Origin of the sequence: Rhodococcus aetherivorans (assembly GCF_025722975.1) — a bacterium.
Classification (GTDB): domain Bacteria; phylum Actinomycetota; class Actinomycetes; order Mycobacteriales; family Mycobacteriaceae; genus Rhodococcus; species Rhodococcus aetherivorans.
In genome coordinates, this window is record NZ_CP106982.1 from 5,395,510 (window position 1) to 5,416,155 (window position 20,646).

At 68.4% G+C, this 20,646-nt stretch carries 19 protein-coding genes and 1 tRNA gene; 6 read left to right on the forward strand and 14 right to left on the reverse strand.

Translation table 11 applies throughout. The annotated features are described in order from the left end of the window. Positions 1-14: 14 nt before the first annotated feature. The 3 genes from OCS65_RS24680 to OCS65_RS24690 all read left to right on the forward strand — a co-directional run bounded on the left by OCS65_RS24680 (position 15) and on the right by OCS65_RS24690 (position 3,200). Complete coding sequence (locus OCS65_RS24680; RefSeq protein ID WP_065923020.1) at positions 15-1,727, forward strand: FAD-dependent oxidoreductase; 1,713 nt, start codon at positions 15-17, stop codon at positions 1,725-1,727. A gap of 408 nt (positions 1,728-2,135) precedes the next feature. Next, on the forward strand, positions 2,136-2,375 hold the full coding sequence (locus OCS65_RS24685; protein WP_044476293.1) for a hypothetical protein: 240 nt from the start codon (positions 2,136-2,138) through the stop codon (positions 2,373-2,375). A gap of 57 nt (positions 2,376-2,432) precedes the next feature. Further along, the gene (locus OCS65_RS24690) at positions 2,433-3,200 is read left to right on the forward strand and encodes an SDR family NAD(P)-dependent oxidoreductase (protein WP_006942918.1); all 768 of its coding nucleotides are present in this window, start codon (positions 2,433-2,435) and stop codon (positions 3,198-3,200) included. 258 nt (positions 3,201-3,458) lie between these two features. On the opposite strand, the gene OCS65_RS24695 is transcribed toward OCS65_RS24690, so the two are convergent. Further along, positions 3,459-6,482 (reverse strand): protein kinase domain-containing protein, encoded by a 3,024-nt coding sequence (locus tag OCS65_RS24695; RefSeq protein WP_006942917.1) that lies wholly within the window; start codon positions 6,480-6,482, stop codon positions 3,459-3,461. A gap of 69 nt (positions 6,483-6,551) precedes the next feature. Then, positions 6,552-6,854: an FtsW/RodA/SpoVE family cell cycle protein gene (locus OCS65_RS24700; RefSeq protein WP_081637032.1), complete on the reverse strand. Its 303-nt coding sequence runs from the start codon at positions 6,852-6,854 to the stop codon at positions 6,552-6,554. A 1,074-nt stretch (positions 6,855-7,928) separates the two neighbouring features. Here OCS65_RS24700 and OCS65_RS24705 point away from each other — a divergent pair. After that, positions 7,929-8,162, forward strand: coding sequence for a hypothetical protein (locus tag OCS65_RS24705; RefSeq protein WP_146034312.1), 234 nt, complete (start codon positions 7,929-7,931; stop codon positions 8,160-8,162). A 19-nt stretch (positions 8,163-8,181) separates the two neighbouring features. On the opposite strand, the gene OCS65_RS24710 is transcribed toward OCS65_RS24705, so the two are convergent. From OCS65_RS24710 to OCS65_RS24725, 4 genes are all read right to left on the reverse strand, one after another. Next, positions 8,182-8,850, reverse strand: coding sequence for a hypothetical protein (locus OCS65_RS24710; RefSeq protein ID WP_232334117.1), 669 nt, complete (start codon positions 8,848-8,850; stop codon positions 8,182-8,184). Between the two features lie 306 nt (positions 8,851-9,156). Beyond that, positions 9,157-10,353 (reverse strand): RNA polymerase sigma factor, encoded by a 1,197-nt coding sequence (locus OCS65_RS24715; RefSeq protein WP_006942910.1) that lies wholly within the window; start codon positions 10,351-10,353, stop codon positions 9,157-9,159. A gap of 6 nt (positions 10,354-10,359) precedes the next feature. Further along, entirely contained in the window at positions 10,360-10,767 is a 408-nt protein-coding gene (locus OCS65_RS24720; protein WP_006942909.1) for a YciI family protein, read from the reverse strand. A gap of 276 nt (positions 10,768-11,043) precedes the next feature. Further along, positions 11,044-11,118 (reverse strand) — tRNA-Thr (locus OCS65_RS24725). Between the two features lie 127 nt (positions 11,119-11,245). Here OCS65_RS24725 and OCS65_RS24730 point away from each other — a divergent pair. Further along, complete coding sequence (locus tag OCS65_RS24730; RefSeq protein WP_006942907.1) at positions 11,246-12,718, forward strand: threonine/serine exporter family protein; 1,473 nt, start codon at positions 11,246-11,248, stop codon at positions 12,716-12,718. A 29-nt stretch (positions 12,719-12,747) separates the two neighbouring features. Here the strand turns inward: OCS65_RS24730 and OCS65_RS24735 are convergent, their stop codons facing one another. The 3 genes from OCS65_RS24735 to OCS65_RS24745 form a co-directional block, all read right to left on the reverse strand. Further along, positions 12,748-12,987: an MbtH family protein gene (locus OCS65_RS24735; protein WP_003936798.1), complete on the reverse strand. Its 240-nt coding sequence runs from the start codon at positions 12,985-12,987 to the stop codon at positions 12,748-12,750. Further along, positions 12,984-14,375, reverse strand: coding sequence for a lysine N(6)-hydroxylase/L-ornithine N(5)-oxygenase family protein (locus OCS65_RS24740; RefSeq protein WP_263507926.1), 1,392 nt, complete (start codon positions 14,373-14,375; stop codon positions 12,984-12,986). Before OCS65_RS24740 ends, OCS65_RS24735 begins: the two co-directional genes overlap by 4 nt. A gap of 153 nt (positions 14,376-14,528) precedes the next feature. Then, positions 14,529-16,253: an AMP-binding protein gene (locus OCS65_RS24745; RefSeq protein WP_263507928.1), complete on the reverse strand. Its 1,725-nt coding sequence runs from the start codon at positions 16,251-16,253 to the stop codon at positions 14,529-14,531. 160 nt (positions 16,254-16,413) lie between these two features. On the opposite strand from OCS65_RS24745, the gene OCS65_RS24750 reads away from it, so the two are divergent. Continuing rightward, positions 16,414-17,430 (forward strand): NADP-dependent oxidoreductase, encoded by a 1,017-nt coding sequence (locus OCS65_RS24750; RefSeq protein WP_006942896.1) that lies wholly within the window; start codon positions 16,414-16,416, stop codon positions 17,428-17,430. Positions 17,431-17,489: 59 nt separating this feature from the next. Here OCS65_RS24750 and OCS65_RS24755 read toward each other — a convergent pair whose 3' ends face one another. From OCS65_RS24755 to OCS65_RS24775, 5 genes are read right to left on the reverse strand one after another with little or no spacing between them, the layout of a single operon-like run. Then, the gene (locus OCS65_RS24755; protein ID WP_050034595.1) at positions 17,490-18,203 is read right to left on the reverse strand and encodes a metallophosphoesterase family protein; all 714 of its coding nucleotides are present in this window, start codon (positions 18,201-18,203) and stop codon (positions 17,490-17,492) included. Beyond that, a complete protein-coding gene (locus OCS65_RS24760; protein ID WP_050034594.1) occupies positions 18,200-18,472 on the reverse strand; it encodes a BON domain-containing protein in 273 nt (90 codons plus the stop codon). The genes OCS65_RS24755 and OCS65_RS24760 overlap by 4 nt, the downstream gene beginning before the upstream one ends. Beyond that, a complete protein-coding gene (locus tag OCS65_RS24765) occupies positions 18,469-19,101 on the reverse strand; it encodes a nucleotidyltransferase (RefSeq protein ID WP_029541180.1) in 633 nt (210 codons plus the stop codon). Before OCS65_RS24765 ends, OCS65_RS24760 begins: the two co-directional genes overlap by 4 nt. 28 nt (positions 19,102-19,129) lie before the next feature. Beyond that, positions 19,130-19,789, reverse strand: a complete 660-nt coding sequence (locus OCS65_RS24770) for an HAD family hydrolase (protein WP_006942885.1) — start codon at positions 19,787-19,789, stop codon at positions 19,130-19,132. Further along, positions 19,786-20,637: an acyl-CoA thioesterase gene (locus OCS65_RS24775; protein ID WP_029541176.1), complete on the reverse strand. Its 852-nt coding sequence runs from the start codon at positions 20,635-20,637 to the stop codon at positions 19,786-19,788. The genes OCS65_RS24770 and OCS65_RS24775 overlap by 4 nt, the downstream gene beginning before the upstream one ends. Positions 20,638-20,646 lie beyond the last annotated feature (9 nt).

Below are 20,646 nucleotides of genomic sequence, written 5' to 3' on the forward strand. Positions count from 1 at the left end.
CGAGGACACTTGTCATGGCCTATGTGATCACCCAACCGTGTTGCAACGACGCCTCCTGCGTGCCGGTGTGCCCGGTGGACTGCATCCGCCCCACCCCGGGGGACCCGCAATACCTGAACACGGAGATGCTCTACATCGATCCCGTGACGTGCATCGACTGCGGGGCGTGCATGGACGCATGCCCGGTCGGCGCCATCTACCCGGAGTGGGACCTCACCGGGACCGACGTGCGGTACGCCAGCATCAACGCAGACTATTTCGACAAGCACCCGCTCCAGTCCAAGGGCATGCCGAACATTTCGGTATCGACGATCGCATTGCCCGAGCAGGACCAACCGTTGCGGGTTGCGATTGTCGGCTCAGGCCCGGCGGCCTGCTATGCGGCCGATGATCTGCTCACCAACGTTCACGGGGCCGTCGAGGTCGAGATGTTCGACCGGCTCCCCACCCCCTGGGGGCTCGTGCGGGCGGGTGTGGCTCCCGACCATCAGCGCACCAAGGCTGTCACCGATCTCTTCCGAAACGCCGCAGCCAAGCCGGCTCTGCAGTTTCACCTCAACGTCGAAATCGGCAAGCACCTGAGCCACCCGGAGCTGATGTCGCACCACCACGCCGTCATTTACGCGGTCGGCGCGCTACGCGACCGTCGTCTCGGCGTTCCGGGTGAAGACCTGCCCGGCAGTCACGCTGCGACCGAGTTCGTGGCCTGGTACAACGGTCACCCGGACTATGCCGACCTGCAGTTCGATCTGTCCGGTGAACGTGCCGTCGTCGTCGGCAACGGCAACGTCGCCTTGGACGTGGCACGTATCCTGGTCTCCGACCCGGACGATCTCGCTGGAACCGACATCGCCGATCACGCATTGGACGCTCTGCGACACAGCCGTATTCGCGAGGTGTTGGTGCTCGGTCGTCGCGGACCGGTTCAAGCCGCATACACTACCCCGGAGCTGTTGGCTCTCGGAGCGCTCGAGGGGGTCGACGTGGTGGTCGATTCTCAGGATCTGATCTTGGACGAGCACAGCAGAGCTGCGCTGGAGGACCCCGCGGCCGAGCCCTCGACTGTGCTCAAGACCGAGCTCGCCCGCGAGTACTCCACCCGAGTCCCCGACCCGACGCGCAAGCGAATCGTGCTGCGCTATCTCGCTTCACCGACCGCGGTGCTCGGCGCCGGCCATGTCGAAGCCATCGAAATCGCACACAATGAACTCTATCGGGCCGCCGACGGCTCTCTCAAAGCCCGCCTCACCGACCGGACGGAGACCATAGAGACGGGTCTTGTGCTGCGTTCCATCGGATATCGCGGCGCAGGCGTTCCCGGCGTCCCCTTCGACGACGCCACAGGAACGATCCCCCATCGAGACGGGCGGGTCATCGACCCGCAGACCGGCGAGTCCCTGACCGGTGTGTACACCGCAGGCTGGATCAAGCGCGGACCCTCCGGCGTCATCGGAACCAACAAGAAGTGCGCCCAGGAGACCGTCAAGGTATTGCTCGAGGATTTCCTCGCCGGCACACTGGAGGGACCCGCTTCCGACTGCAGCAGGGAACAACTGAGCGCCCTCGTCACCGAACGACAGCCGGAGGTCGTCGACTACCGAGGATGGCAGGCCATCGACGCTGCCGAACGCAAGCAAGGCAGGGAACACGGACGTCCCCGCATCAAGATCACCAATGTGAAGGCGATGCTGGAAGTGGTCAAGGTGCACGACACCTCGACACGCTGATCTCCCACCTCGCAACGGCGGTGCGGTCACGGCGGGAGTCAGTCCTGTGGCGGAAGAGCAGGGTTTGAACACGTCAATGCAGACACTGCACGGGCCTTCGATTCGAGGGCGGGACCGCAGGACACGCCGCGATAGTCCTGCGCTGCAGTGTGTGCGAACAGTCGCGTTGTGCATCCGCCCGTCGATCAGCGGCAGCTGTCCGAAAGGGCGCCCCTGCGTCGGCCGAGTGCACCCAGGGGAATCAATCCGCAGTATTGAAAAACAAATAATTGTTTGCAACACTGGAGACCAGCCCACTGGATGCCGGAACGCCCGAACTTCTCACACTGGGCCGATCCATCTACGGATCAGTACTTCCCGTCCGGTCCGTTGCGCCCCGAGGCACAACGTGAACGAAAGGAGAGATCGATGACCACCGAAGACCAAGAGTTTATCGACTTCGCAACCAAGTGGCTCCCTTTCGGCGGGGGCGACGAATACATTCTTCCCCAGTTCGGCGTCACGCCGTACACCTTCTACCTACGACTGCACACCCTGCTGCAGTCACGTCCGACGCTCGGCTTGGGGCTGACGGCAAAGCGCAAACTGGCCGAAGCGTGCGCAGCAAAGCTGTCCCAGAGGAGTCGACGCGCCTCCGAGTTGGTTTGACCGCTTACGTCGACCCCGGGTCTCGGGGCGCGAAACTCGAGGAGAAAGGGCAGACGGATGGATCTCGGTGTGCACGGTAAGGCGTTCGTGATCACGGGCGGCTCCGACGGCCTTGGTCTGGCGACCGCGCGCTCGCTGCTCGCCGAAGGCGCCCACGTCACCATCTGCGGCCGCGACAAGCGTCGACTCGACGACGCCGTCACCGCCCTCGGTCACGACGTGCACGCGGTCCCCGCCGACGTCACCCGCATCGACGACCTCACCACCCTTATCGACGCCACCACCGACCGGTGGGGCCGCGTCGACGGACTGCTCAATGCCGCCGGCGTGCATACCGGCGGCCGGTTCGAAGACATCACCGACGAGGAATGGATCGCGGACTACGAACTGAAGTTCCTCGCCGCCGCCCGGACGATCCGCCTCGCCCTTCCGCACCTGCGAGCCAGCCGCGGGGCCGTGGTCAACGTCCTGAGCACCGGCGCCCGCACTCCCGGACGCAAAGCCATGCCGAGTGCCCCTCTGCGCGCCGCCGGGCTGAGCATGACCAATGCGCTCGCCACCGAACTCGGGCCCGACGGGATCCGGGTCAACGCAATCCTCGTCGGCGTCATCCGCAGCGGCCAGATCCAGCGCCCCGCACTCGAGGCGGGCCGCGACGTCGAGGAATACCTACACACGATGGCCGACCGGATGCGGATCCCGCTCGGTCGGGTCGGCGAAGCTCACGAGTTCGGTGACACCGCCGCCTTCCTGCTCTCGCCCCGAGCGGGCTACATCACCGGCACCGCCGTCCACGTCGACGGCGGCCACTGCCACGCCATCTGACAGCGCGTCCAGAGTTGGTCGATGCGCCCCTCCGTCGATCCGCTGGCGAAAGGTCCGACCGATCCAGCCGATGCCGGACTACCCACCATCCCCACGGTTGCCTCTCCCCTGTCGGTGGTCGTGGTCTCAGTTGAGCGATCGGCCGGAGCCGAGCGCCCTGCCTCCTCCTCGGCAGGGTGTTCGGTTATCCACCACCGCGTCTCGACAGACCTGGGGGCTTCACGAACGAGATGAAGGGATGGTCCGTCGACGAGGCGATCAGCCATCCAGAGCGTAGTCGACGGCATCGTCGAGCCCGAGTCCTCTCCCGTGGCGCAGTCGGGCTTCGAATTCGTTGTTACCGAGAGTAATCCGCGCGGACTTCTCGCATTCCGCATGATTGCGGTCAAGCGCACGGAAGAGTAGCGATGAGCTTCCGGTCGCACGTCCCAACGACTCCGCTGCGCCCATCAGTACGGCAGCGCGTTCGGCACGGTTCTCAACGTCCTCGGTCCACGCCAGCGCCTCGAGGCATACCGCAGCAGCCAGAGGTTCGCCGACACGCCGAATCACACCGAGCGCCTGCTCGAGCATCACCCGAGCCTCATGGTGATCGCCCTCCTGGAACAGCGCAACACCCAAGGCCCACTGCGAGTAGGACCGATACACGAACTCACCGTGCGCTTCGGTGATGGCCAGCACCTTCCGGTGGCACTCGATCGCTCGGTCGGTATCGCCGCGCAATTCGTATGCGAGACCGAGCATCACCAGAATCCAGACGTGCCGCGAAAGGTGATGTTCCGCATCGAAGACCGCGAGTGCACGCTCCAAATGCGTGCAGGCCTGGACCAGATCACCGCTGTACAAAGCGAGAAGGCCGGCGGCGTGATCGGCGCGGGCATCCAGGAGCGGGTCGTTCGCGCCCTGGACCAGGGCTTTGCACTGCTCGACCAACTCAGCCCCGGTAGCCAAATCGCCCTGCAGTTCGGCGAGAACACTGTGGGCATAGAGGGCGTCGATCCTGTCATTGCTGGAGGCGAGAGGATGCATGAGCATACGTCCGAGCCAGTGGCGGCCTTCGTTGAGCAGCCCCCGTGCCAGCCAGTACGGAAACAGCGCGGTGGCCATCCGTAATGCGGGATCCGATCTGGACGCGGCCGGTTCGGTCGAAGCGAACTCGAGGGCCTCACGCAGATTCGGCAACTCTCTGTTCAAGCAGGTGATCCAGTCCAGCTGCCGGGGACTGATCCATTCCGCTTCTGCCCGCAGGACCATCTGCTCGAACCACTCCCGGTGGCGGTGGCGCCACCCGAGGTACTCATCACACTGTTGAGCCTTCTCGCGACCGTACTGCCGGATCGTCTCGAGCATCCGGAAGCGAACCTGATCATCGTGCTGTTCTCGAATCATGATCGACTTGTCGACCAGCGCAGTGACCCGGTCGAGAACGTCGGTAGAGGTCGCGGTGCCGCCACTCAGGTACTCGACCGCCTCGAGGCCGAAACTGCCGGCGAAGATCGACAACTGTTGCCACAGTTGCTGTTCGGCGGGCGTGCACAGATCGTAGCTCCAGTCGATCGACAGACGCAGCGTCCGTTGTCGTGTGGGCACGTGCCGCTCCGCCGTGGTCAGGACGGTGAACCGCTCGGCCAAGCGTTGCCGGAGCTGCTCGGCAGACATCACCCGCATGCGGGCCGCCGCCAGCTCGATGGGCAAGGGCAGTCCGTCGAGCCGGGTACAGACCTCCACCACAGCGGCACGGTTGTACTCGGTCAACTCGAAGTCCGGCACGGCGGCTGCTGCCCGCTCGACGAACAGCTTCAACGCATCGAATCGGCGCGGTTCCCGGACCGATCCCAATTGATCCAAGGGCGGCACCGACAGCGGCGATACCCGCATGACCACCTCACCGCGAATACCGAGGGGTTCACGGCTGGTGGCCAGAATGCGTAGATCCGGACAGTGTCGCAACAACCGGTCCGCCAGCCGCGCCGCAGCGTCGACAATCTGCTCACAGTTATCGAGTACCAGCAGAAGCTGTCGCGAGGCCACGAAGTCGACTACTGCATCCTCCAGCGATCGACCCGGCGAATCTCGGACGTCGAGTACCTCGGCCACGACATCGACGAGTAGCGCCTCGTCGTTGAGTTCTCCCAACTCGACCAGCCACGCACCGTCGCGGTAGCTCGGCTGCAGCTCCGTCGCGACCCGCAGCGCCAGCCGCGTCTTACCCACCCCACCGATCCCGGTCAGCGTCAGCGCGCGGGAGGCCGTCAATCTCTTCTTCGCGGCGGAAACTTCTCGCCGGCGCCCCACGAAGGTGGTCGATTCGGCGGGCAGGTTCCCCACTCGGCGGACAGGTCTCACAGCATCGGGTAATCCGGGCCGGAGCCGGCCGCTGTACTCGAGCAGCGCCATCTCGTCGGCTCGCTGCCCTCGACTCACCTGGATTTGTTGCAGCTCGTGCCCAAAGGCTGCTGCAGTGCTCGGGCGTCGGCGGGGATCGGCGTCCATGGCGCGTTCAACAGCGCGGCTGATGTCATCCGGAAATCCGTTTTCGCGTAGATCCGGGACCGGCTGGGTGGTGATCCGCAGGAATTGGGCGACCACCTGCTCACCCTGTCGGCGTTCGAAGGCAGCGTGCCCGGTCAGAGCTGCGAACAACGTCGCTCCGAGGCCGTAGATGTCCGAGGCCACACTGGGACGCTCGCCGCTGAGCACCTCCGGCGCGGTGAATGCGGGCGACCCGATGATCGCCCCGGTTTCGGTTTCGAAGCCCCCTTCGATGTGGGCAATCCCGAAGTCGGTCAGCACCGGCTCGCCGTACTCGGTGAGAAGGACATTCGCCGGTTTGACATCGCGGTGCAAGACTCCCAGCCGATGGGTCGTGTCCAAGGCACCGGCAAGCCGGACCCCCATCCGCAGGGCGTCGTCGACCGACAACGGACCTTGGCGGCGGATCCATGCGTCGAGGGAAGTCTGGGGGTAGTACGGCATCACCAGATAGGGCCGGCCACTGTCGGTCGTCCCGACCTGCAGGACATGGACGATGTTGGGATGCCCGGTCAACCGGCCCATGGCCCGCTGCTCACGCAGAAACCGGGCAAGGTTCTCCTCGTCCAATGACACGGTGAGGATCTTGACGGCGACCGTACGGTCCAAGGCCCGCTGCCGACAGCGGTAGACCATGCCGAAGCCGCCGCGTCCGATCTGCTCGGCGTCCTCGAAACCCGCTGCCCCGAGTTCGGCACCGATGGCCGTCGCGTCGTCGCGCTGAGTCGCCCGCGGATCACCGCCTGCCATCGCAGCAACCTGTTCCAGCGTGTCGGCTCGACCGCTTCAACGCAACAATCAGGCTTGTTCGCCGTTCCTTCAATGCCATGTGCCACCTCTGCGGACAGTTTCAGAATAGCGCGGCAACACCGCCGTCACCGTGCAGCTGATGTCGACGAACGTCTGGAACATGATCCACATCGTCGCCACCGCGGCGAGCATGCACAGGAACGGATCAGCCGAACCCATCGCCACCCGTAATCCCACCCACAATTGCGCGGCGAACTGCCCGATCACCACCAGCATGCCGAATTCTTCCCCGGTGATCGAAAAGGGGAATTCGTTGTATGCCTGCGGCCTGGAACTCCACTTCGGGTCCGAAGGTCCAGGCCTGCACCCCAACCATCGAGCGCACGATCTACAGTCGCGCCCTGATCTCCTGGACTACGGCTTCGACGTCGGTGTACGAGGATACGGGGAAATCCCCACACAACTGCGCGGTCGCCCGGCTGATGCCCTGCTCTTTCCGACCAGGGGGTGATCATGGCACAATCCTCCCACCGCACCAATTGCCTGAACATCGTAATATGTTGGGGCACAGGGTCATATCTCGGAGAGTAGCCACGCCGCCCCGGTACGCCCCACACCCACGGCCGTGTGTGTGCTCCGGCTGTCGCGCTGGACAGCCCAGTATCCGATGTCGGGGACACACCGCAGCCGCACCGGGGACCGGTGTACGCGGCCGCCAGCCCCGGGGCATTACCGATGTCGAACCTACGTTCCCGTGAGTAGATGGCACTCCCCGGTCCTCATGCTGGTCCACATTCCCTGCGCCAGAAGGGCAGAACAAGCAGGTCGCCCAGTCCGGCGCTTCGAGCAGGGAGATTGCCATGACCCACGAACAAGGCCGACACGGCGTATGGCAAGCCGACCGTGCCCCTCGACCCGCCAGCCTCCGCACAGCACACCGCTGGGGAAATAGCGCCGGTCGGGCAGGACACCGGGCGGGCGGGACTATACGACGCACTGCGCACTGCCGGCACCGCCTACTTGCGCACCGTCAGCGAAGCACTCGCCGCACACCAGCGCAACGAGACCGGCCCCAACACCGATGCCGGCACCGAAGCGGAAGAGACGAGCTGCCATGCCACGCGCCCGACCTCGGCGACGAAGCCGAACCGGCATAGTGGCGGTGGCAGACTCGACACGCTGATATGGCATTCGGTATCAGCGTGCCGGACCGTCAGCTGTCGACGAACCGAAGGCTAGCATTATCGACAGGTGACAAGGCCGTCCGAAACCTGATGGGGTGCATCGGTCCAGTCTCGGCGGGACCGGTGCCTGAGACGCTATCGAGTTCGCGGCCGATGAGGGCCGGGTCGTGCATTTTCCGCTCGACCGTGTCCTGGATGATCTCTCCGAGCCGGATCAACCCTCGATCGTTGCGAGTGGCAGCGGTCGGCGAGCGACCCGACGGTGCTTTCCAGCTGCTGCGACGGTGAGCGGCTCGAGTGGCTCGGCTACCGCGGTGGTGTCGGCCTGGCGGGTGGCTTCGAGGGCGTTGGAGCGAGCTGTCCGGGCCATGTGCTCATCCCGGGTGACGATTTCCGGCTGGCCGCGGATCCGCTCGCACAGCCGGGCGGCGTCCGGGCGTTGGACAGCGGCAACTCGGCGCGCAGGGGTTGGCTGCGGCATCGTGGCCTGTGCTGAAGGAGACAGGAATGCGACGTCACGGGGTCAACGCCCGACAATCGTCGAGCTGAGCGGGGGGCTGGCCACCGCCGCGTTCCCGGCTGTCGTCCTGGATCACCGTGCCGACGTACCGATTCGTGAACGGGATCTTGTCGGCCCCCACGGTCCCCTGCAGCACGATCTTGCCGTTGACCCGGGCTGTGTACAGGTCTCCCTCGGCCCGCAGCTCGATCACTGCGCCTTCGGGAAACCTCGACGTGGACGCGTACTGCGGAGTCCCCGCCACGGGGGTGAACCCGTTCGGGTTGGCAGGATCTTCGTGGTACAACGCCATGATGCTGTCGGTGAACGCGAACTGCACACCGGTGTCGACACCGGGATTGGCGCGCACCACCGGACCGATCGACGAGTGCTCCGGCTCGCGTCCGTTCCAGCGGACCACACACCGCATCACCTGCGTCTCGCTCGGCATCGGCTCACTCCAGAACGCAAGACTCAACGGAGTCGACGGAGTCCCCCGGCCGTCGAGATGACCGTTCACGATCTTCAGTGTGCCTCCACCCCAGGTGATCCAGTTCGGGCCGAGCGGGCCGTCCGGGCGATCGAAGTCGTCGGCCGCACGCAGCACCAAGGGGGTCGCCGGAGCCGGTGCGCGGTAGTTGTCCCCGCCCCTCTCGTCGGCGGTGTCTATGAGCGGCGAGGCCACGATCCTCGGAATCGGAGCGAATTCGGGCCCGGCAGGGCGGGCATGTGGGTCCGCGGTACCCGGATCCGCGTCAGCCAGAGGTGCCAGTCCGGTTGCGAGGGCGAGCGACCCACACACGATGCCGAGCCGCACGGCGCCTTTTCGGACGGACGTGAGAATACGATCGTTCGGTTCGGGAAGCACGCCGGGAATTTTAGGGCCCGAAAGCACATATGACAGTGATGCTCGTCACGACCACGTCCCTCCGGGCCGCGGCGGGCCGATGTCTCCAACGCCCATATGCACCGATCAGAGGCATACACGGTGTCAGTAGTGGGGGACCCTGGCGGTCCTGTTTCCGGGATTCGAACGGCCGCCTCGACGGCGGAGCTCTGCGCCCAGCCGTGCAGCCTGACGCGTGAGGTGGTCGCGTTCGGGGAGGTTGGGCGCCGATCGGGCCGCTTCGGTGTAGAGCCGTGCTGCGGTCACCAGGTCACCGGCACGCTCGTGGAGGTACGCCGCGGCGGCGGCATGGCGGGGCAGGGCGGGGTCGAGCCCCGCCAGGGCGGCCAGACCGGCCCGCGGGCCGTCGGCCTCGCCGACCGCGACGGCGCGGTTGAGGCGGGCCACCGGGTTGTCGGTGAACCGCAGCAACTCGTCGTACCACTCGACGATCTGCACCCAGTCGGTCTCCTCGGCCGTGCGGGCATCGGCGTGGAGCGCGGCGAGGGCGGCCTGGGCCTGGAACTCCCCCAGTCGGTCGCGGGCGAGCGCTGCCTGGAGCACGTCGACGCCCTCGGCGATCAGACGGGTGTCCCACAGGCTGCGATCCTGCTCGGCCAGCGGCACGAGGCTGCCGTCGGTACGGGTCCGCGCCGGGCGCCGTGCGTGGTGGAGCAGCATGAGCGCGAGCAGGCCCGCCACCTCCTCATGCTCGATCATGGCCGCCAGCTGGCGAGTGAGCCGGATCGCCTCGACGGCGAGGTCGACGTCGCCGGAGTAGCCCTCGTTGAAAACGAGGTAGAGCACGCGCAGCACCGTGGCGACGTCACCGGGCCGGTCGAACCGGACACCCGAGAGGGTCCGCTTGGCCCGGCTGATGCGCTGGGCCATGGTTGCCTCGGGCACGAGGTAGGCCTGCGCAATCTGTCGCGTGGTCAGACCGCCGACCGCGCGCAGTGTCAGCGCGACCGCCGAGGCCGGCGTCAGGGACGGGTGCGCGCACAGAAAGTACAGCGCAAGCGTGTCGTCCACTGCCTCGGCCGGGCCGGGCCCGGGCTCGACCTCGACGAGCACCTCGCGCCGCCGCCGGGAGGACTCGGCGCGGGTGGCGTCGAGGAACCTGCGCCAGGCCACGGCGACCAACCAGCCCTTCGGGTCCCGCGGCGGATCGTCCGGCCACACGCGCACCGCTTCGACCAGGGCGTCCTGCACGGCGTCCTCGGCCGCCGCGAAGTCGGCTCCGCGGCGGACGAGGATCCCGATCACCGTGGGGGTGAGGGTCCGCAGCAGGGTCTCATCCACCGTGCCTCACTCCGTGACGGTCGGAGGCGCGGACAGGAACGGGCGCACCTCGAGCCACTCGTGAATCGGCTTCCCACCCGCCCCCGGAGCCGCAGACAGCTCGCCGGCCAGCTCCAGCGCCCGCTCGTAGCTGTCGACGTCGATCACCATCCAGCCGGCGATCAGATCCTTGGTCTCGGCGAACGGGCCGTCGGTGACCGGCGGCCGCCCCTCGCCGTCGTACCGGACGAACGTCCCCTCCGGGGACAGCGCCTGCGCGTCGACGAACTCTCCGGTGCCCTCGAGCCGAGCGGCGAAGTCGTTCATGTACTGCATGTGGGCGGAGATCTCCTCCGGCGTCCACTGGTCCATCGGCACGTCGTTGACCGGTGCGGGCGCGCCACGGTAGTGCTTGAGCAGCAGGTACTTGGCCATCGTGTTCTCCTTGATGCGGTACAGCCCATTGTGGCCGTGTTCACCTCAGGGACGGAGCCGTGCTCGGGATCTCGACATCCCACCGCGACATTTCCCGGCGATCCTCCTGACACCGCGCACTCTGCGGCGCCACGGGAGCCGCGACGAGCTTCGCGCCCGCGGGCTTGCAGGCCGGCCACGACGGCGTCGAGCGAGAGAATGTGGGCAAGAACCAGAACAGGGCCGGCTCCCGTTCCCGGAACCGGCCCCTGACCTGCCGTGCAGCGTTTCCGCTGGTGGAGCCCCCTGTCAGGATTGAACTGACGACCGCTCGCTTACAAGGCGAGTGCTCTACCACTGAGCTAAGGAGGCAGTCGAGCGGCCCCATCATATCGGTAGCGCCCGCTCCACATGCGACCGCCCGGGTTCGTTACGGTGGATCCATGGCTGCTGTTACCGCGCGCATCGCCGAACACCGGACGGACGGGAGCACGTAACGGTGGGGACGCTGGCAACCGCCTTCGGGAAGCTCGTCCTCGACCGTCGCGCCACCCTCGACACCATCACCGAGGCGCCGGCGCCGCTGCAGCCGATCGACCTGACCGACGACGCGACGGTCGCCGAGGCGCTCGACGTCGCCGTCCGCGTCGGCGAGGTGCTGCTGGCCGCGGGCACGGGTGCGATCGACACCTCCGAGCAGGTCCGTTTCGTCGCCGCGACGTACGGCCTGGCCCAGTGCGACGTGGACGTCACCTACAACTCGATCGTGCTCTCGGCGTACCGGGGGCCGACGATGCCGCCGGCGAGCACGATGCGCGTCGTGCAGTACCGGTCGATGGATTTCACGCGGCTCGCCGCGGTGGACCGGCTGACCCGGCGCATCCGACGGGAGGCGATCTCGCCGGCGCAGGCCCGCGAGGATCTGCTGGCGATCACGACGGCGCCGCACCCGTATCACCGCTGGGTGGCGACGTTCGCGTGGGCGGCGATGGCCGCGTCGATCTCGGTGCTGCTCGGCGGCGGCGCGCTCGTGGCGGTGATGGCGTTCGCATCCACGGCGGTCATCGACCGGACGAACCGCGTCCTCAACGGCATGGGCCTGCCGTTCTTCTTCCAGCACGTGGTCGGCGGCATCATCGCCGCGACGCCCGCGATCCTGTTGTTCAACCTGCGCGAACCGTTGGGTGTCGACGTGCCGCCGGGCCTGATCATCGCGGCCGGCGTGACGGTGCTGCTGTCGGGACTGTCGCTGGTCGGTTCGGTGCAGGACGCGATCACCGGGGCACCGATCACCGCGTCGGCGCGGTTCTTCGAGCTGGTGATGATGACCGGCGGAATCATCGCCGGCGTGGCGACGGCGCTGAAGGTGATGGAGGCGCTCGGCGCGGAGCTGCCGGTGATCAGCAACGATGCGCTGCCGACGGCGACCGCGCTGCCGGTGAAGGTGCTCGCCGGTGCGGCGTCGGCGTTGTTCTACGCGCTGGCGTGCTACGCCGAGCGACGGGCGCTGACGGCCGCCGCGCTCGGCGGTGCGGTGGGCAGCCTCGTGTTCTTGATGTCGATGGAGTTCGCGGTGGGTCCGATCATCTCGTCGGCGACCGCCGCGACGGTGGTCGGCTTCGCCGGTGGCTTGATGGCGCGACGGGCGCTGACCCCGCCGCTGGTGGTGGCGGTCGCCGGCATCACCCCGTTGCTGCCGGGCCTGTCGTTGTATCGGGGCCTGTACGCGGTGATCGGCAGCGAACTGCTGCTCGGGCTGACCGCGCTGTTCTCGGCGTTCGGCATCGGGTGCGCGCTGGCGGCAGGGGTGACGCTCGGCGAGTGGCTGGCCCGCACGGTCCGGCATCCGCGGAGCGTGCTGCGGGCGGGGTCGCTTCGCCGGCCGCAGTTGCGCCGCGTCCGGCGGGTGCGTCCGTACCGGGGCTCGAAACGCCACGAGAGTCACTCCGCGGGTGGTGCACCCACGGCGTGACTCTCGGTCGACGCGGTTACCGCGGCAGGTCAGGCGCCCGCGTTGCGGGCCTTCTCGTCTGCCTCCATGGCGTCACGCAGGCTCTTCGGCCGCATGTCGGTCCAGTTCTTCTCCACGTACTCGACGCATGCTGCACGCGACTCCTCCCCGAACACCACGCGCCACCCCTGCGGCACCTCGGAGAAAGTCGGCCACAGCGAGTACTGCTCCTCGTCGTTCATGAGGACGTAGAAGCGGCCGTCTTCGTCGTCAAAAGGATTCGTGCTCATCTCGCCTCACTTGTCGCATAGGTGTGCTGCTTTCGTACCCTAGCAAGCCCGGGGGTCCGGTCATGACCCGCTGGTAGTTTTCCTCCGCGCCGCTCGAGGACGGATCCGAGGATCTCCCCGGACCGGATCGCCACGTTCGACAGCAGCGACGCCGTCAACCCGTGGGTCTTCTCGGTGCCGCCCTGCAGATAGATCCCGGCACGGACGTCGCCGGCGGTGGGCAGGCGGTAGTCCCGGTCGACCGTGCGCAGCGGCGACGACGCGGAAGCGAGGGCGCCGAGCAGGGGCGGCAGCGGGGCGGGCTCGAACCCGGTGGCGAGGACGACGGCGTCGCACATCAGGGTGTCGGTGAGTCCGTCGATCGTGCTGCGCACGTCCACCTCGATTCCGGTGGTCGTCTCGGTGACCGCGGCGATCTCGGAGGCGCGCCGCATGAACAGCCGCCGCCGTCCGCTGACGCGTTCGCGGTACTCGGCCGCGTACAGCGCGGTGATCAGGTCGGGGTCGACGACGGAGTAGTTGGTGCCGCGGTGCAGGGCGAGCAGTCGTGCCCGCTCGGCCTCGGGTGCGGCGTGCAGTTCGTCGACGGTGGCCGGGTCGAAGATGCGGTTGGCGTACGGACTGTCGTCGGCGGGGCTGTAGCCGAAGCGGGCGAAGACGTTGTGCACTTCGGCCTGCGGATAGTGGCTGTGCAGGTACTGCACCACCTCGGCGGCGCTCTGGCCGGCGCCGACGACGACGAACCGCTGGTGCACGGGCGCGGGCATCTCGGCCAGATGGAACAGGAACCGGTGGTTGTGGAAGCAGCGCGCGGTCTCGGTGGCCCACGCGGGGATGCGGGGCCGCAACCCCACGCCGACGACGACGTTTCGGGCGTGCACGACGGTGCCGTCGGCGGTGTGGACGGCGAGGCGGTCGGCGATGCCTGCCTCGTCGTGCACGGCCTCGACCGCGGTGACCTCGGTGCCGTAGCGCACGTCGGCGTCGACGCGGCCGGCCGCCCACTGCAGGTAGTCCTGGAATTCGTGCCGCGTCGGGAAGAACGTCTGGTGGTTGACGAAGTCTACGAGCCGGCCCCGGTCGTGCAGGTAGGCGAAGAAGGTGTAGGGACTCGTGGGGTTGCGGAAGGTGACCAGGTCCTTCGGGAAGGCGATCTGCATGGTGGCGCCCTCGAGGAGCATGCCGGGATGCCACGCGAAGGCGGGTTGCCGGTCGAAGAACCGTGCCCGCACGGGATCGTGCGGGGCGTCGGCATTGCGTTCTTCGACGGCGATCGCCAAAGCGAGATTGGCGGGCCCGAATCCGATCCCGACGAGGTCGAGGAGTTCCGGTGGTTCGCCGTCCGGCGACGGCGAGTCACCGCTGTCGTTGCAGGATCGGTCGGTCATTGGTCGCTCTTCCGTGCTCTGGGGCCGCAGCCGCGGATGGATCGATCGCACAAGAAGATAGCTCAGGCTATCCTTGGTTTGGTTAGCCTACCAATCATTGAGGTCGGCTGGGGAGGCTGCGCTGCACCCCTCCCGGCCCGGCTCCGGCCCGCCCTAGTTGCGCTCCTCCGCCCGCGCGAACAGGTCGCCCTTGCGGATCTTGCCGGTGGCGGTCATGGGCAGCGCAGCCACGAGTTCGACGATCGGCACCTTGTAGCCGGCCATGTTCTCCCGCGCCCACGCCACGAGCCCCTCGGCCGTGACGGCCGCGCCGGGGACCGGCTGGACGAACGCGAACGCGACCTGTCCCCTGTCCGGGTCGGACTTGGGGACCACCGCGACCGTCGCGACGTCCGGATGCATGCGCAGCAGCGCCTCGACCTCGGCGGGGAAGACGCTCATGCCGTTGGTCTTGATCATCTCCTTGTTGCGGGCGAGATAGTGCAGCGCGCCCCGCTCGTCGAACCGACCGACGTCACCGGTGCACAACCAGGCGCCCTGGAACGAGTCCGCGGTGGCCTCGGCGTTGCGGTAGTACCCGGTCGTCACCGAGGGGCTGCGCACGATGATCTGCCCGGTCGCGCCGATCGGCACCGGAACGCCCGTCTCGTCGACGATCAGGATGTCGGTGCCCGGCACCGGCAGGCCGCAGAACACGGGCTCGCTCTGGAGGTCGACGTCGCCGTCCTGGAAGCCGAGGGTGAAGGTGTCGGCGGTGTTCGTCTCGGTCATGCCGTAGCTCGCCTCCCGCAGGGTGTGGCCGGTCGCGTCGCGCCACCGCCGGCGGATCGCCGGATCCAGCTTCAGCACGAACGACACCGCCATGGCGTTGTCGAGGCTGGCGGCGCGGCTGCCGTCGAAGCCGGGCGCCTCCAACAGCTCCACGTAGTTGTCGACGGTGCCGACCGTGCTGGTGACTCCGTGCCGCTCGACGAGGGCCAGCGCGGCGTCCGCGTCCCACCGGGTCATCAGCACGACGGTGCCGCCGTTGACGAGGGGATTGAGGATGCCGAAAACCTCGCCGGCGATCCAGAACATGGGCAGGTAGTTGAGCACCACCGTCGTCTCCCCCACCCGGCGGCCGCCGCCGACGGTGGCCGCGGCGGCGGTGTAGACCATGTGCCACTGGGTGTGCTCACAGCCCTTCGGCATGCCGGTGGTGCCACCGGTGTAGTTCAGCGCGGCGAGCGCGTCCGGATCGGTCGCGACGGCAGGAGCGCGGGGGCTGTCGACGATGCCCGCCCAGTCGCCGACGGCGGGATCGGCGACCGGGAAGGGCGGTGGCACCTCCCCCGGCGCCACACCGGCGAGCATGTCGCCGAGGGCGGTGACGGCGACGTGCCGCACAGGGGTGCGCGGCCGGACCGCTTCCACGAGCGGGAGCAGTTCGGGCTGCGTGAGCAGGATCGTGACGCCGGCGTCGGCGAGCTCGTGGGCGAGTTCGTGCTCGCGCAGCATCGGGTTCACGGGCACGTGGACGGCGCCGATCTTGAGGATCCCGAGCATCGCGACGTGGAACTGCGGGCAGTTGCCGAGGTGGACACCGACGCGGTCGCCGGCCCGGGCGCCGCGGGCGAGCAGCCAGCCGGCGAACCGGTCGGAGAGGTCGTCGTACTCGGCATAGCCGACGGTGCGACCGTAGAACTCGATCGCGGGGGCGTGGGGACGCACGCTCGCCCAGTGCCGCAGGTAGTCCACGAGCCCGCGACCCTCGATCGGGTACTCCACCGTGCGCGGCACCTCCGGCGGCCAGTGGGCCTCCTGCACCCGCCGGATCTCGGCGAGCGCGGCCTCGAGCGCATCGGAATCGGTGGGGACCGTGTCGAGCTGGCGTGTCATGTCGACCTTCCGTTTCTCGGGGCATCCGCGACGGCCGGGGTGATCCCGGTCACCCGCCATGTATAGTTGAATCCGGTGTCGGATTCAACTGCCCGGAATTCTCGCGAGGAGTCCGAATCACCGCACCGCAGTAGACGTTCCGCTGCCGAAAGGAATACGCATGGCGTCCGTGAACAAGCAGGTCCGATTGGCGCGACGACCGGTCGGCCGCCCCGACGAGTCCACCTGGGACATCACCACCGCACCCGTTCCGCGGCCCGCCGACGGCGAGTTCACCGTCCGCGTCGAGTATGTCTCCCTCGACCCCGCCATGCGGGGGTGGCTGAACGACGTCCGTTCGTACATCCCGCCGGTCGCGATCGGCGAGATCATGCGCGCCCATGCCGTCGGCCGGGTACACGAATCCCGGCACGACGACTACAAGGAGGGGCAACTCGTCTCGGGACACTTCGGGGTGTGCGACTACGCCGTCTCCGACGGTAGCGGCGTCGTCCCGGTCGACGAATCCCTTGCGGCCCCGCCGGTGTGGCTGGGCGCCCTCGGATTCCCTGGCATGACAGCATATTTCGGCCTCGTCGACGTCGGGCGGATGAAGCCGGGCGACACCGTGCTCGTCTCGGGCGCCGCCGGGGCCGTCGGCAGCATCGCCGGGCAGATCGCCAAACTGAGCGGATGTCGCGTCATCGGCATCGCCGGCGGGCCCGACAAGTGCGCGTGGCTCACCGACGAACTGGGCTTCGACGCCGCCATCGACTACAAGGCCGGTTCCGTGGGCCGGGCGCTGCACGCCGCCGCGCCGGACGGGATCGACATCTACTTCGACAACGTCGGCGGTGAGACGCTCGACTCGGCGCTCGCCGTGCTGCGCAAGAATGCGCGAGTCGTGTTGTGCGGTGCCATCTCCGGCTACAACGCGACCGACCCGCAGCCGGGGCCGTCACGCTACCTGTCCCTGCTGGTGAACCGGGCCTCCATGGCCGGGTTCATCGTCTTCGACTACCTCGACCGCTTCCCCGAGGGCATGGCCGCGGTGTCGGAGTGGATCCGCCGCGGCGAACTGGTCACCCGTGAGCAGGTCGAGAGCGGCGGCGCCGAGGCCTTCGGGCGCACGCTCAACATGCTGTTCGACGGCGCGAACACCGGCAAGCTCGTGCTGAAGATGACCGACGACGCCTGAGGGCTCGCGCGGGGTGGTCGAGTGTCGGGACCCGCCACCCCGCGACCGGCCCCCAGCGATCAGTTCTCGAACCGGTAGACCGCGTAGGCGGTGCGGATGACCGGCTGCGCGACGTTGCGGACCCGCACGCCGCCCGGGGTGGTGCCGCGCTCGCACCCGGCGTGCGCGTGCCCGTGCACGGCCAGGTCCAGGTGGAACTCGTCGACCGGTTCGCCGAGCAGATACGACCCGAGGAACGGGTAGATCTCGGCGGGTTCGCCGCGCAGGGTGTCGCTGATCGGCGAGTAGTGCAGCAGCCCGACGCGGACGTCGGCACCGTCGAGCTCGGCGACGGCGCTGCGGAACCTGTCGGCCAGTTCCACGGTGTGCCCGGCGAACTGCTTCATCTCCGGCTCACCGAACGCGCTCGCGCACTTGCCCGCGAAACCCCCGCCGAATCCCTTGGTCCCCGCCACACCGAGCCGCGCCCCGTCCACCTCGAGGACGACCGACTCACCCTCGAGCATGACGATGCCCCGGTCGCGGAGCAGTTCGGTGATCTCGTCCGCGGCGTCGCTGTGGTAGTCGTGATTGCCGAGTACACCGACGACGGGCACCGGCAGGTCGCCGAACTCGTCGGCGACGACGCGCGCCTCGTCGACGGTGCCGTGCCGGGTGAGATCACCGGCGAGCAGCAGCACGTCGGCATGCTCGTGCAGGTGTTCGAGGGCGGGCCGCAGATGGCCGCGGGCGTCCTCGGCCAGGTGTACGTCGCCGACGGCGGCAATCCTCATCGCAGTTCCTCCACCGAGGTTCCGGGGTCGCGCGAGTCGACCACGTGCACGTCGTTGTGGACGGTGACGTCCGGTAGCTGTTCCTGCACCACCAGGGTCAGCGCGTCGCGGCGTGCGGCGCTGGCGACCTCGCCGGTCAGGTACACGTCGGTGCCGCGGATCGTGACGCGCACGCCCTGTTCGGCGGTGCGGGGATCCTCGGCCAGGGCGCGGTGCAGGTGCGCCACCACATACTGCGGGTGATCCTGCTCCGGGTGTTCGTGACTCATCGCCGGACCTCCGAGCCGGGTTCGATGATGCCCAGGTCGGCGAGCAGGCCGAGGAAGGCGCGGGCGTACGGCGACGCCGCCGTGGCGGTGGCCACCTGGGCCCAGTCCACCTGCTCGCGCAGGGCGCGGGCGATGCGCAGCAGCGGCGCGAAGTCGCAGCGGTGCGCGTCGAGCACGTTGAGCTTGTCGCTCATCAGGTCGGTGCCGCTGATCACCGGCGCCGCGGTCGGGCCGATGCGCATCCACTGGGCGCGGGCGAGCATCGAATCGTCGACGTCCCGGTCGTTGGGGCGGAAGATCAGGTCCACGAGATGCTCCCCCTCGTAGACCTTGCTCAGCCAGTTCTCGGGCGGATCGACCGGACGCATGCCGGCGGCGACGAGCGCCTCCCGCGCGGCGTCCACGTCCCGGGGGCGGACGAACAGGTCCACGTCGTGGTCGGACGCGGGCCCACCGCGCGCGTACACCGCGCATCCACCGCCGACCGCGAACGGCACCCCGGCTTCGTTGAGGGTGTTCGCCGCCTTGGTCAGCACCTGCAGCAGCTGGGTCTCCTTGACCGACTCGTCCGGCGAACCCGCGACGTCGACCGTCGCGGCGTCGGGGCTGTGGGGCTGTGCGTTGGTCATGGGTGGCGGGTACCCGCGCGCCGACGGCTCACACCTGACCGGGCACTCGTCCCGTCACGAAGCCGAACCGCTCGGCGAGCTCGAGGCGCGTGGTGTCGGCGTCGGTGTGCAGCACGCCGGCGATGCCGATCCGCGCCGCCCCGTCGAGGTTCTGCTGCAGGTCGTCGACCATCACGGCCTGCTCGGGCGCCACCCCCAGCCGCTCGCACGCGAGGGCGTAGATGCGGCGCGACGGCTTGCGGATGCCGATCTCGGCGGAGATCACCACCTCGTCCGCGAGCGCGGCCAGGTCGAAGCCAGCATAGCAGTCCCGGCCGAAGGCGTTGGACACCAATGCGACCGGCACGCCGGCCGCCCGGAGGTCGTCGACGAGGGCCACCGTCCGGTCGTCGCGCCGCATCCCGGCCTGCATCCGGGCGGCGAGTCCCTCCGCGGTCACGGCCGCCCCGTGGGCGCGCAACCGCTCGGCGAAGCCCTGCTCGAACTCCTCCGCGTCGATGCGCCCCGACTCGTGCTCGGCGAGCAGCCCGCGCGAGATCGGGTCGCCGCCGAGCAGCCGCAGCGGCAGTCCCGGATCGCCGAGTGTCGCGCCGAACTCCTCGAACGCGGCGAACACGCTCGTGGTGATCACCCCGCCGAAGTCGACCAGGACGGCGGTGCGTTCGGAGATGGGTGCAGCGAGGTTCATTCCGCCCGGCCTTCCGCGCGTCCGGCGCCGACCGCCGCGGCGCGCTCGGTGTGGAACCGCACCATGCCCTCCTGCGCGACGGCGGCGACCAGTCGTCCGGCCGTGTCGAAGATCTGTCCCTGGATCAGGGCGCGCCCCGATTCGGACGACGGCGACACCTGATCGAACAGCAGCCATTCGTCCACCCGGAACGGCCGCAGGAACCACACGGCGTGATCGAGGGACGCTCCCTGGATCGGCCTGTCGGGATGCGGTAGGACGGCGATGTCGAGCAGCGCCATGTCGCTGCAGTACGTCAGGGCGCAGGCGTGCAGGACCGGGTCGTCCGGCAGGGGGGTGCGGTGCCGTATCCACAGCCGCCGGCGCGACGGCACGTCGGGCGTGGCCTCGTCCGCAGGGAGCCAGCGGCGCTCCCAGTCGTCCCATTCCGGGAAGTCGTACCACGCGGCCCACGGGCGGCCGTTCTCCGCGATCTCTTCCGGTCCGGCCGTCGCCGGCATGGCCGCCTGATGGGTGTACCCGTCGTCGCCGCGGTGGAACGAGGCGGTCAGTGTGAACACCGTCTCGCCGTCCTGGACCGCGGTGACGTACCGGGTGCGGAAGCTGCCACCGTCCCGCACGGCGTCCACCCGATAGTCGGTGGGGTCGAGCGGCCGGCCGGGGCGCAGGAAGTGCCCGTGCACCGAGTGCACGCCGAACTCGGGCGGCACGGTCCGTGCCGCCGCGGAAAGCGCCTGCCCGGCGACCTGGCCGCCGAAGGTCCGCTCCATCTCGGTCGGCACCGGGTCGGCGCGGAACGTCGCCGGGGCGATCTCGCGCAGGCCCAGAACCTCGTCGATGCTCGGCACGTGTTTCCC